General features: G+C 73.3%; 13 protein-coding genes. 7 read left to right on the forward strand and 6 right to left on the reverse strand.

Translation table 11 applies throughout. The features are described 5' to 3' along the window. The first annotated feature begins 35 nt into the window (after positions 1–35). Both ACFW2Y_RS30240 and amaP read left to right on the forward strand, forming a co-directional pair. A complete protein-coding gene (locus ACFW2Y_RS30240) occupies positions 36–650 on the forward strand; it encodes a DUF6286 domain-containing protein (protein WP_384885487.1) in 615 nt (204 codons plus the stop codon). A gap of 30 nt (positions 651–680) precedes the next feature. After that, positions 681–1,268 carry an alkaline shock response membrane anchor protein AmaP gene (amaP, locus tag ACFW2Y_RS30245; protein WP_384885489.1) on the forward strand — a complete coding sequence of 196 codons (588 nt, stop codon included), beginning with the start codon at positions 681–683 and terminating at the stop codon, positions 1,266–1,268. A 93-nt stretch (positions 1,269–1,361) separates the two neighbouring features. Here amaP and ACFW2Y_RS30250 read toward each other — a convergent pair whose 3' ends face one another. From ACFW2Y_RS30250 to ACFW2Y_RS30275, 6 genes are all read right to left on the reverse strand, one after another. Continuing rightward, a complete protein-coding gene (locus ACFW2Y_RS30250; RefSeq protein ID WP_384885491.1) occupies positions 1,362–2,117 on the reverse strand; it encodes an SDR family oxidoreductase in 756 nt (251 codons plus the stop codon). Positions 2,118–2,121: 4 nt separating this feature from the next. After that, entirely contained in the window at positions 2,122–3,906 is a 1,785-nt protein-coding gene (locus ACFW2Y_RS30255; protein WP_384885492.1) for a glycoside hydrolase family 15 protein, read from the reverse strand. 34 nt (positions 3,907–3,940) lie between these two features. After that, positions 3,941–4,756: an SURF1 family protein gene (locus tag ACFW2Y_RS30260; RefSeq protein WP_384885494.1), complete on the reverse strand. Its 816-nt coding sequence runs from the start codon at positions 4,754–4,756 to the stop codon at positions 3,941–3,943. A gap of 81 nt (positions 4,757–4,837) precedes the next feature. Next, positions 4,838–5,071 (reverse strand): hypothetical protein, encoded by a 234-nt coding sequence (locus ACFW2Y_RS30265; protein ID WP_030691654.1) that lies wholly within the window; start codon positions 5,069–5,071, stop codon positions 4,838–4,840. A 63-nt stretch (positions 5,072–5,134) separates the two neighbouring features. Beyond that, positions 5,135–6,109, reverse strand: coding sequence for a DEDDh family exonuclease (locus tag ACFW2Y_RS30270; protein WP_384885496.1), 975 nt, complete (start codon positions 6,107–6,109; stop codon positions 5,135–5,137). Then, a complete protein-coding gene (locus ACFW2Y_RS30275; protein WP_384885498.1) occupies positions 6,106–6,819 on the reverse strand; it encodes a TetR/AcrR family transcriptional regulator in 714 nt (237 codons plus the stop codon). Before ACFW2Y_RS30275 ends, ACFW2Y_RS30270 begins: the two co-directional genes overlap by 4 nt. Positions 6,820–6,913: 94 nt before the next feature. On the opposite strand from ACFW2Y_RS30275, the gene ACFW2Y_RS30280 reads away from it, so the two are divergent. Genes ACFW2Y_RS30280 through ACFW2Y_RS30300 form a run of 5 tightly spaced genes read left to right on the forward strand, consistent with a single transcriptional unit; the run spans position 6,914 to position 11,928 of the window. Further along, a complete protein-coding gene (locus ACFW2Y_RS30280) occupies positions 6,914–7,738 on the forward strand; it encodes an acetoacetate decarboxylase family protein (protein WP_384885500.1) in 825 nt (274 codons plus the stop codon). After that, positions 7,725–8,618: an SDR family NAD(P)-dependent oxidoreductase gene (locus ACFW2Y_RS30285; protein WP_384885502.1), complete on the forward strand. Its 894-nt coding sequence runs from the start codon at positions 7,725–7,727 to the stop codon at positions 8,616–8,618. The genes ACFW2Y_RS30280 and ACFW2Y_RS30285 overlap by 14 nt, the downstream gene beginning before the upstream one ends. Positions 8,619–8,629: 11 nt before the next feature. Then, positions 8,630–9,913 carry an amidohydrolase family protein gene (locus ACFW2Y_RS30290; RefSeq protein ID WP_384885504.1) on the forward strand — a complete coding sequence of 428 codons (1,284 nt, stop codon included), beginning with the start codon at positions 8,630–8,632 and terminating at the stop codon, positions 9,911–9,913. Next, on the forward strand, positions 9,910–11,193 hold the full coding sequence (locus ACFW2Y_RS30295; RefSeq protein ID WP_384885505.1) for an amidohydrolase family protein: 1,284 nt from the start codon (positions 9,910–9,912) through the stop codon (positions 11,191–11,193). Before ACFW2Y_RS30290 ends, ACFW2Y_RS30295 begins: the two co-directional genes overlap by 4 nt. 24 nt (positions 11,194–11,217) lie before the next feature. After that, a complete protein-coding gene (locus ACFW2Y_RS30300) occupies positions 11,218–11,928 on the forward strand; it encodes a VIT family protein (protein ID WP_384885507.1) in 711 nt (236 codons plus the stop codon). Positions 11,929–12,019: the final 91 nt, after the last annotated feature.

Raw genomic sequence — 12,019 nt, forward strand, 5'->3', positions numbered from 1 at the left:
CTGCCGTTCGTCACAGTGCCGGGTAGTGGCATGGCATGCTGCCGACTCCTCTCCGGCATCGTGCCTCACGCCATCCGAGTGGGCCCTCTACGACATGCCCCGGCGTCCCCGTCCGCCGCTTCTGGGCCGTCCGCCGCATTCCAGCGGCCCTGCTCGCGGCGGTGCTCCTCGGCGCCACCGGGCTGCTCCTCTACGACGTCGCGGCCGTCCGTGCCGATCGCTCCGCGATGGCCTGGAGACGAGAACTCGCCGACGCCCTCGCGACCCGGCCGCTCGACGACACCGCGATCGTCATCGGTGCGGCGGTCGCCGTCCTGCTCGGCCTCTGGCTCCTCGTCCTGGCGTCCACCCCCGGGCTGCGCGCCGTCCTCCCGATGCGCCGCGAGCACGCCGACCTGCGGGCGGGGCTGGACCGCGAGGCCGCAGCCCTGACCCTGCGGGACCGTGCCATGGAGGTCTCCGGGGTGCAATCCGTCCGGGTGCGCGTCGGCCGCGCCAAGGTCGCCGTCCGCGCGGTGTCGCACTTCCGGGCCCTCGACGAGGTGCGCGCCGACGTCGAGGCGGTGCTCGCCAGCGGTGTCGACGAACTCGGCCTCGCCCACCCGCCCGCGGTGACGGTACGGGTGGCCCGACCGCCCCGGAAGGGATGAACCGATGTACCACCGGAGAGGAAAGAGCCCGTGACCGTGGTCCTCCGGCGCGTCAACCGCGCCCTGCTCGGCCTCGCCGGGCTGCTCCTCGTCCTGGGCGGCGGGGCCGTCCTCGCCGCCGCCCGGGGCCTGTCCGTGCCGTCCTGGTGGCCCTGGGCGGGCCCGGCCGACGTGCTGCTCTCCACCGCCGACCGACAGCGCTGGCGGGACGAGGGCTGGTGGTGGCCGGTGGTCATCGCCGCCCTCGGGCTCGTCGTCCTGCTCGCCCTCTGGTGGCTGCTCGTCCAGTTCCGGAGGGCCCGGCTCCGCGAGCTCCTCGTGGACACCGGCGACGGGGAGGCGGCGGTCCTGCGCGGCCGTGCCCTGGAGGGCGTCTTGGAGGCGGACGCCGCCGCCCAGGACGGAGTGGCGAAGGCCCGGGTCTCGCTGACCGGCCGCCGAGGCGCTCCCCGCACCCGCATCGCGCTCCTCCTGGAGCCGCACGCCTCCCCGGGGGCGGCCCTGAACCGCCTGAGCTCCGAGGGGCTCGCCCACGCCCGCACCTCGGCGGGCCTCCCCGCGCTGCCCACCGAGGCGCGCCTGCGCGCGGTCAAGCACCGGGCCCGCCGGGTCGCCTGAGACCGGGGAGGCGTTCGAGGGCTCCTCCCGGCCCGCCGAGCCCTCCGGGCGGACGGGACGGTCGTCGCCACGCGCCCGGACGGGCGGCAGCGCTCAGAAGCCGGAGCGGGCCCCTCCGTCGACCGGCAGCATCAGCCCGGTGAGGTACGAGGCGGCCGGTGACAGCAGGAAGGCCGCCGTGCGCCCGAACTCCTCCGGGGTGCCGTAGCGGCGCAGCGGGATCGTGAGTTCGTTCGCCGCGCGGGCCGCGTCCGCGTCGCCGGAGAGCGCGTCCAGCGAGCGGACCCGGTCCGTGTCGATCCGGCTCGGCAGCAGGCCGACCACCCGGATCCCGCGGGGGCCCAGGTCGTTGGCGAGGGACTTGGCGAAGCCGGCGAGCCCGGGGCGCAGCCCGTTGGAGATGGTCAGCCCGGGGATCGGTTCGTGGACCGAGCCGGACAGCACGAAGCCGATGACCCCGCCCTCGCCGAGGGTGTCGGAGGCGGCCCGGGCCAGCCGCACCGCCCCCAGGAACACGGTGTCGAAGGCGGCTGCCCACTGCTCGTCGGTGTTGTCCGCGGCGAAGCCCGGCGCCGGGCCGCCGACGCTGATCAGAATGCCGTCGAAGCCGCCGAACCGTGCCTTCGCCTCGGCGATCAGCCGGGCCGGAGTTCCCGGATCGGTGTTGTCCGCGGCGGTTCCGGCCGCGCCCTCGCCCAGTTCGGCCACCGCGTCGGCGACCGCCGCCTCCTCGCGCCCGGTGATCAACACCTTCGCGCCCTCGGCGAGCAGCGCCGCCGCGGAGGCCCGGCCCAGCCCCCGCGTCGCACCGGTCACCACGTACACACGGTCCTTCAGTCCCAGATCCATGGCCCTATCCTGCCGCCTCCTCGGCGGCGAGGGCGAAGGCGGTCCCGACCAGGCCGATGTGACTGAACGCCTGCGGGAAGTTTCCGAGCTGGCGCCCCGTCACCGGGTCGTACTCCTCCGCGAGGAGCCCGACGTCGTTGGTGAGCGACACGAGCCGATCGAAGAGCTCGCGCGCTTCCTCGACGCGCCCGATCATCCGCAGCGCGTCCGCCAGCCAGAACGAGCAGACGAGGAAGGTCCCCTCCTGGCCCGGCAGGCCGTCCACGGACTCCGAGCCGGAGCTGTAACGGCGCAGGAACCCGCCGTGCAGCAGTTCCGCCCGCACCGCGTCGACGGTGCCCACCACCCTGGGGTCATCCGGCGGCAGGAAGCCGACCTGCGGGATGAGGAGGGTGGCGGCGTCCAGTTCGCGCGAACCGTACGCCTGGGTGAAGGTGTTCCGCTCCGGGTCGTACGCCCGGGCGCACACCTGCTCGTGGATCTCGTCCCGCATCGCCCGCCACCGTCCCGCGTCCCCCGGCAGCGAGGGGTCGGCCTCCAAGGTGCGGACCGCCCGGTCGGCCGCCACCCAGGCCATCACCTTGGAATGGGTGAAGTGGCGGCGGGGTCCGCGGACCTCCCACAAGCCCTCGTCGGGCTCCCGCCAGGTGGACTCCAGGAAGCCGAGCAGGCTCAGCTGGAGGTTCCAGGCGTGCCGCTCCGCCGGGATGCCCGCTTCCCGAGCACGGTGGAGGGAGTCCATGACCTCGCCGTACACGTCCAGCTGGAACTGGTCCACGGCCGCGTTCCCGGTGCGCACCGGTGCCGAGTCGGCGTAGCCGCGCAGCCAGGGCAGGCTCGTTTCCGGGAGCCTGCGCTCCCCGGCCGGACCGTACATGATCTGCAGGTCGGCGGGGTCGCCGGCGGCCGAGCGCAGCAGCCAGTCCCGCCAGGCAGCCGCCTCCTCGTCGTATCCGGCGGCGAGCAGGGCGCCGAGCGTCAGGGAGGAGTCGCGCAGCCAGCAGGCGCGGTAGTCCCAGTTCCGCACGCCCCCGAGCTCTTCCGGCAGGGAGGTGGTCGGGGCGGCCACGATCCCGCCGGTCGGGGCGTAGGTGAGGGCCTTGAGGGTGATCAGGGAACGCATCACCGGTTCCCGGTGCGGTCCCGCATAGGTGCAGCGGGCCGACCACTCCCGCCAGTCCGCGAGGGAGTGCTCCAGGGCCTCGAAGGGGTCGACGAGGTCGGGCCGGGGCTCGTGCGAGGGGTGCCAGGTCAGTACGAAGGCCACCTTCTCGCCGGCGGTGACGGTGAAGGAGGACTGCGTGGAGAACTGCTGGCCCCAGGTCTTCACCGGCGGCTCGCTGCGCAACCAGACCGAGTCGGGGCCCGCGATCGCGACCCGGTGGCCGTCCGACCTGCGCACCCAGGGCACGATCGAGCCGTAGTCGAAGCGGAGCCGCAGCACGGCGCTCATCTCGACGCTGCCGCTGACGCCCTCCACGATCCGCATCAGATCGGGAGCCGTGTCCCGCTGCGGCATGAAGTCGATGACCTTGACCGTGCCGGTCCGGGTCTCCCAGTACGTCTCCAGGACCAGGGAGTCCTCGGCGTAGCGGCGGTCGGTGCAGTTCGTGGCGCCTTTGGGGGCGATCCGCCAGTGGCCGTTGTCCTCGTCGCCGAGGATCGCGGCGAAGCAGGCGGCGGAGTCGAAGCGGGGCAGACACAGCCAGTCGACCGACCCGTCGCGGCCGATGAGCGCGGCGGTCTGGAGATCGCCGATGAGGGCGTAGTCGTCGATACGTTGCGTCACGCTTTGGGCTGTTCCCGGAAGCGGGGGCGGTCAATCAGCGGGACGGAGTGGCCTGCGCCTCCCTGGGGTCCGGTTCTGCGGATCCGGGGACGTCAGGAGCGGCGGCGGACTCGCGGTCGCGCTTCTCCCGGCGCACCAGGATCACCCAGCCGACGGGCACCCCGGCGGCGAAGAGCCACCACTGGACGGCGTACGCCATGTGCGCGCCGATCGAGTCGTGGTCGGGCTCGGGGACCGGTTCGGGGGTGGCACCGGAGGGTCGGGGCGCGGTGAGCTCCAGATAGCCGCCGAGCACCTCGCGGCCGATCAGCTCGGCCTGCTGACGACTGTTGATCAGCATGACCTGGCGGTCGGGCAGGCCCTTCAGGTCCTTGATGCCGCTCGCGCCGGTCGTCTCGTCCGCCTTGAGCCGGCCGGTGACGGTGACCTCGCCCCGGGGGGCGGGCGGCACCGCGGGAAAGGCGTGCTGGTCGGCGGCGGCCGGGACCCAGCCGCGGTTGACCAGGACGACCCTGCCGTCCCGGAGGACCAACGGGGTCAGTACGTGGACGCCCACCCGGTCGTCGGAGGAGGTGCGCCTACGGACGACGACCTCGTGCGCGGTGTCGAAGGTGCCGGTCGCGGTGACCTGCCGCCAGTAGTCGGCACGCGGGACGGTGTGGCCGGGGGAGGTGAGTCCTTCGACCGGGACCGGCTCCGCCTTGAGGTTGTCCGCGATCAGGGCGTTCTGGGCGACCCGGTGCTCGTGCCGGTGGAACTGCCAGAAGCCCAGCTCGATCATCGTGGGAACGAGGACCAGGGCGACGAGGGTGAGGATCACCCACTGCCGGGACAACAGGAAGCGGTACACCCCACGACCGTACAGCGCGGGTCGCGGGGCGTACGCACGGGGGGTTCGGGCCGGTTCGCCCGGCTGCCCGGAACCGTTTCCTCACACCCTGTCGACGATGCCCACCTTTCCCTCCGCACGGGCGCAGTGCCCGCCGCAGTACCAGCTGCCCTCGACCTCGACGCCCTGCCCGATGATCTGGACCCGGCAGTGCTCACAGATGGGCGCCATGCGGTGAATGGCGCAGGCGAAGCAATCGAAGACGTGCACCGCGCCCTGCGCGTGCACCTCGAAGGACATGCCGTAATCGTTTCCGCAGACCTCACAACGTGCCATGCGCCACAGGGTGGAGCGCCCGGCGTGCGCGCGCAGCACGGCACGCCCGCCGGGCCGGGGGCGTCACCCGTCTGCCGGGTCCACGTCCCGCAGCAGCTGCGCGTAGGCCGCTTCGTCGACGATCGGCGTGCCGAACGACTTCGCCCGCACCGTTTTGGAGGTGGCGGCGTCGGGGTCGTTGGTGACGAGCAGGCTGGTCAGCCGGGAGACGCTGGTGGCGACGTGGAGGCCGGCTTCGACGGTGCGGTCCTCCAGGAGCTCGCGGTCGACGGAGGTGTCGCCGGAGAAGGCCACCCGCATGCCCTGCTTGAGCGGCCTGTCCGCCTCGTAGCGTCCGGGGTTGGGGTACGGGCACGCCGGCCGCTTCCGCGAGGGGCGCCAGCTGCCCGCCCGGTAGGAGGACTGCCGGCCGACCTGCGGGCCCCCGGACGACGAGGCCCATTCCGTCAGCGGTCGGCACTCCAGGAGCGGCAGCCGCACATTGCGCTCGGCCGCCGCGTGCAGGCTGGGGCGGAACGCTTCGGCGAGCACCCGGGCGTCGTCGAGCGCGTGGTGCGCGCGCTGCTGCACGACGCCGAAGTGCGCGGCCAGCGACTCCAGCTTGTGGTTGGGCAGCGGCAGCGACAGCTCCTTGGCGAGGGCGATCGTGCACAGCCGCTGGCGCACGGGCGCCGCGGACCGTGCGCGCGCGTACTCCCGGGCGATCATCTGCCAGTCGAACATCGCGTTGTGTGCGACCAGCACCCGTCCGTCCAGCCGTGCGGCGAACTCCGCCGCGATCTCCGGGAAGAGCGGTGCGCCCTCCAGGACGTCGCTGGTCAGGCCGTGGATCCACACCGGTCCGGGGTCGCGCTCGGGGTTGACGAGGGTGTACCAGTGGTCCTCGACGTTTCCCCGGGCGTCCAGCCGGTAGACGGCAGCCGACACTATCCGGTCGTCGCGGGCGAGTCCGGTGGTCTCCACGTCGACGACCGCGTACCCCCGTGGGTAAGCGGTCGGCCACGGCCCTGCTGTCGTGCGGTCCTCAAGCATGGTCATTGAGAATACGGCCCGCGGCCGACAGGCCCCTCCTCGGCGTCCCGGGCACCGTCGCCGCCGCGGCCGGCCGGCGCTTCTCCGGGGTGCCCGGCGGTGCCGGCGAGCAGCCCGGCCACCAGGGCCCGGACGGAGTCGTCGAAGAGCTGCTCGGAGTCGATCGGAGCGGCCAGCGCGCGGGCGAGGGCGTCGTCGTCCTCCGCGCCCCCTTCCTGCCACGGCTCCTCTTCGACGGGGGACCGGGCCGGCGCCCGCTCGCGGTTGCGCTCCACCAGGACGTGCCCGACGACCTGGAACTGCACGGCCTGGACCGCACGGGCGGCGTCCACCCCGCGCAGTCCCGCCGCGCGCGCCTCGTGGATCAGGGCGCGCCGGGCCGGCAGGAACATCCGCTCGGTCAGTCCCCGCTCGTGGACCATCGCCACCAGGTGCGGGCGGGCGCGCAAGGCGCGGCGCAGCGCACGGGCGACCGAGACGATCCGCTCGGCCGGGGTCGTCCCCCGGGGGCTGATCGTGCCGAGGTCGGCGATCGTGCGGCTGACGAGCGCGTCGAGGAGCGACTCGCGGTTGCCGACGTGCCAGTAGATCGAGGTGACCGCGGTGCCGAGCTCGGCCGCGAGCCGACGCATGGTCAGGGCGTCCGGGCCGTGCTCCCTCACCAGGGCCGCCGCGGCGTCCAGGACCTCGTCCCGGGACAGTGCGGAGCGTGTCATCGGTCCCCCAACTCCTCTGTGTGCACGCCTCTTTACCCTGCGCCGCCATCGTGTAACTGTGTTACAGGCCGACGATCCCGAAGGGCGGTACGTCATGGCACGAGTACGGTACGGGGCGCGCAGCGACGCCGAGGCGGCGGCGACCCGCGAGCGGTCCGCGCGGCTCCCCGACATCTGGTCCACCGGTGTGGTCGCCGTCTGGGAGACCGACCCGGACGTCGTGGCGGCGGTTCTGCCGCCGCCGCTGAAGCCCACCGCGCACCCCCTCGTGCGCGTCACCATCAGCAAGGTCGACCTGCCCGGCTACCCCCTCGGTGCCGGCTCGGTCGCCGTCGCCGCCGCCCACGGCGACCGGGAGGGCTGGTACCCGCTGGTCATGCCGATGACCCACGAGCGGGCCCTGACCGGAGGGCGCGAGGTCTTCGGCGAACCGAAGAAGCTGGGCGAGGTGACGGTCGAGCGCGACGGGCTCGTGGTGCGCGCCGCCCTCGCCCGACACGGCATCGCGTTCGTGGAGGTGAGGGGTGCCGTCTCCGGTCCGCTGCCGTTGCCGGAGCCGGTGGAGAAGACCGACTTCTACTTCAAGTTCCTCCCGGGAGTGGAGGGCTCCGGCTTCGACGCCGACCCCGTCCTCGTCCACTGCGTCCGCAACGAGAGGGTGCGGAGGCTGGAGCGGGTCACCGGCGACGTGGTCCTGCGCGAGTCCATGTACGACCCGGTCGCCGACCTCCCGGTGCGCCGGCTCGTCGAGATCACGATCAGCGAGAAGACCACCGACCAGAAGGGCACGGTCGCCGAGCGGGTCTCGGCCCGGGCCCTGCTGCCCTACGTCCACCAGCGGTACGACGACCCGATGCAGATCCTCGACGGACCGCCCGACACGGGTGCCCGAAAGGAGGCCTCCGGTGGAGCTGCGTGAGGGGCAGGTCGCCGTCGTCACCGGAGCGGCGAGCGGCATCGGGCTCGCGATGGCCCGCCGCTTCGCCGCCGAGGGCCTCGCCGTCGTCCTCGGGGACGTCGAGCGGGACGCCCTGGAGGCGGCGGCCGATGAGCTGGCGGCGGACGGGGCGCAGGTCCTCGCCCGGACGGTCGACGTCTCCGACCCCGAGGCGGTCCGGTCCTTCGCCGACGCCGCGTACGACGCCTTCGGCGCCGTCCACGTCCTCTGCAACAACGCGGGCGTCGGTTCCGGTGCCGAGGGGCGCATGTGGGAGCACGAACCCAACGACTGGAAGTGGGCCTTCTCCGTCAACGTCTGGGGCGTCTTCCACGGCATCCAGGCCTTCGTCCCCCGCATGCTCGCCGGCGGCGAACCCGGCCACGTCGTCAACACCTCCTCCGGCGACGGGGGGATCGCCCCGCTGCCCACCGCCTCCGTGTACGCGGTCACCAAGGCGGCCGTCGTCACCATGACCGAGTCCCTCTACGCCCACCTCGGGGCGGAGCGCGCACGGGTCGGCGCCTCGGTCCTCTTCCCGGGCCCGCACATGCTCCGCACCGGCCTGTGGGAGTCGCACCGCAACCGGCCCGAGCGGTACGCCAAGCAACGGCCGCGCAGGACCCCGTACCGCAGCCTCGCCCAGTGGGAGGCGGCCATGAAGGAGGCCGGCCGCGAGGTGGCCTTCACCCCGGTCGAAGAGGTCGCCGCGCACGTCGTCGACGGCATCCGCGCCGACCGCTTCTGGATGCTGCCGGCGAGCGAGCACAGCGACCGTCAGATCAGGGCGCGCTCCCGCTCGATGCTCGACCGCACCAACCCCTCCTACCTGGAGGGCTTCATCCTCGACGGACGCGACTGAAGGGCTTCGCCATGAGCCACGAGGACCCGTACCTGATCATCTCCTCCGACTGCCACGCCGGGCTGCCCACCGAGGAGTACCGGCCCTACCTCGACCGCCGGTTCCACCGGGACTTCGACGACTTCCTGGCGGGACGACAGGCCCGCCAGGAGGCCATGACCCGGCTGGGGGTGCGCAACGAGGCCTTCGCCAGCAAGTGGTTCAGCGACAACGAGGAGGGTCTGCGCGGCGGCTGGGACGCCGCCCGGCGCATCAAGGAGCTCGACGGCGACGGGGTGGCCGCCGAGGTCGTCTTCCCCGACGCGGACGCCGTCGACAGCCGGACCGCAGCACCCTTCGGCGTCGGCCTCGGGCTCTCCGGCGACCAGGACCCGGAGCTCGGCATGGCCGGCGCACGGGCGCACAACCGGTGGCTCGCCGAGTTCGTCTCCGCGAACCCGCTCCGGCACTGCGGGGTCGCCCTCCTCCCCGTCACGGCCGACGTCCGCGAGGTCGTCGCCGAGGTCCACCGCGCCAAGGAGTCCGGACTCGGCGCGCTCATGATCCCCTCCATGTGGGTGGACAAGGCCCCCTACCACGACCGTTGCTACGACCCGGTGTGGGCGGCTGCCGCCGAGACGGGCATGCCGGTCGTCACCCACTCCGGCGCGGCGCCGCGCGAGGAGTACGGCGACCACCTCGGCATCTACGTCTCCGAGGTCACCTGGTGGCCGGCCAGGCCGCTGTGGTTCCTGCTCTGGTCGGGAGCCTTCGAGCGCCACCCCGGCCTGCGGTTCGGGATCGCCGAATCGGGATGCTGGTGGCTGCCGAACCTGCTCTGGTTCATGGACCGGCTCTACCTCGGCGCCCACGGAGGGAAGAAGCTGTCCCCGTTCGCGGAGCTGAAGCGGCCCCCGAGCGAGTACCTGGACCGGCAGGTCTTCGTCTGCGCCACCAACACCAAGCGGCGCGAGCTCGCCCAGCGCTACGAGATCGGCGTCGACAACATCCTGTGGGGTTCGGACTTCCCCCATCCGGAAGGCACCTGGCCCGATACGCGCGCATGGCTCCGGAAGACCTTCCACGACATCCCGGTCGAGGAGACCCGGCGGATGCTCGGTCTCGCAGCGGCGGAGGTCTTCGGGTTCGACCTCCCCGCACTGGCCCCCCTGGCCCGCCGGATCGGCCCCACCCCCGCCGACCTCGGCCAGCCCGTCGACCAGACCGCCGTCGAGGCGTCCTGGGCCCGCTCGCGCCGGGTCGGCCGGCACTGGCTCACCGACCACGACTTCCCGGCCGTCGGAGCGGACCGGTGAACGGCGGGCGGAGCGACGGCGCACCGGCGCGCGGCGACGAACGGGCCGGCGAACGGCCGGACCGGTACACCGTCGTCTCCGCCGACTGCCACGCGGGCGCCGACCTCCTCGACTACCGGCCGTACCTGGAGGGCAAGTACCACGACGCCTTCGACGCCTGGGCGGCCGGCTACGTCAACCCGTACCAGGACCTCCTCGCCGACACCGCGGACCGCAACTGGAACTCCGGGCGTCGGCTGCGCGAGCTGGAGGCCGACGGGATCGTCGCCGAGGTCGTCTTCCCGAACACCATCCCGCCGTTCTTCCCGTCCGCCTCGCTGATGGCCCCCGCCCCCACCCGCGAGGAGTACGAGCTCCGCTGGGCCGGCCTGCGCGCCCACAACCGCTGGCTGGCCGACTTCTGCGCGGAAGCGCCGGGCCGCAGGGCGGGCGTGGCCCAGATCCTCCTGAGCGACGTCGAGGAGGCGGTGCGGGAGGTGCGCCGCACCAAGCGGGCCGGGCTGACCGGCGGCATCCTGCTGCCCGGCGCACCACCGGGCTCCGGGGTGCCCGAACTGTACTCCCGGTCCTACGACCCGCTCTGGGCGGTCTGTGCGGAGCTCGACGTGCCGGTGAACCACCACGGCGGCTCGGCCTCGCCCCCGCTCGGCGACGAGCCCGCGGCCCGCGCCGTCTTCATGGTGGAGACCACGTGGTTCTCCCACCGGGCGCTGTGGCACCTGGTCTTCGGCGGAGCGTTCCGCCGCCACCCGGGCCTGCGGCTCGTCCTGACGGAACAGGGCTCGGGCTGGATCCCCGGGATCCTGGACATGCTGGACTACTACCACGGGCGGCTGGTCGCCGCGGCCTCCCGGGCCGTCACCGCCGAGTCCAAGTTCGGCACGGGGCTCGCGGACTCCATGGGCAAGGGCCCCAGCGAGGTCTGGCGCGACAACTGCTTCGTCGGCGCCAGCTTCATGCGTCCCCACGAGGTGCCGCTGCGCGACCGGATCGGCCTCGACAAGATCATGTGGGGCAGCGACTACCCGCACGACGAGGGCACCACCCCGTACTCCCGCGAAGGGCTGCGCATTGCCTACGCGGGACTGCCCGAGGACGAGGTCGCCGCGATGGTCGGGGGGAACGCGGCCCGCGTCTACGGCTTCGACCGCGATCTCCTCGACCGCCTGGCCGCCGTCCACGGCCCCGCCGTCGAGGAGATCGCCCAGCCCTTGAAGGAGGTCCCCGAGGGCGCCACCAGCCCGGCCTTCGCTCCGGGCGGGTCGGTCCGCGTCTGGTGAGCTGTCGGGTGCGACCCTCCTGACGTGACCGAACCCCCCGCACACGACGAGGCCCACGGCGGCCTCGGGTCCCGTCTCAACTGGCTCCGGGCGGCCGTGCTCGGAGCCAACGACGGCGTCGTCTCCACCGCCGGCCTCGTCGTCGGCGTCGCCGGTGCCACCACGTCCCAGGCCGCCCTGCTCACCGCCGGCCTCTCCGGGCTGCTCGCCGGTTCGATGTCGATGGCCGCGGGGGAGTACGTCTCGGTCTCCAGCCAGCGCGACTCGGAGAAGGCCGCACTCGCCCAGGAGAAGCGCGAACTGAGCGAACAGCCGGAGGCCGAACTCGCCGAACTGACCGGGCTGCTCGCGGCCCGCGGCCTCTCCCGGGACGTGGCCCGGGAGGCCGCCGAGCAACTCACCGCCCGCGATGCGCTCCGCGCCCACGCACGGGTGGAACTGGGCATCGACCCCGATGCCCTGACCAATCCCTGGCACGCGGCCGGCGCCAGCTTCCTCGCCTTCACCGTCGGAGCCCTCCTCCCGCTCCTCGCGATCGTCCTGCCCCCGACCTCGGCCCGCCTCTGGATCACGGTGCTGTCCGTCCTCGCGGCCCTCGCCCTCACCGGTTGGTGGTCCGCCCGGCTGGGTGCGGCTCCGGCCGGCCGCGCCGTCCTCCGGAACGTCTGTGGCGGCGCGCTGGCGATGGCGGTCACCTATGGCGCGGGGTCCCTGCTGGGGGCGGCGGGCGTCTAGTAGTACTTCGTTAGGTCTGGAGTGGTGGGGTGTGTGCTGCCGCGCGCGTGGTGGGTAACTCGCGGTGGCAGGTGGGGCATTCGCCGGTCCA

The sequence above is a fragment of the Streptomyces sp. NPDC058877 genome (assembly GCF_042742855.1).
In the GTDB taxonomy this organism is placed as follows: Bacteria; Actinomycetota; Actinomycetes; order Streptomycetales; family Streptomycetaceae; genus Streptomyces.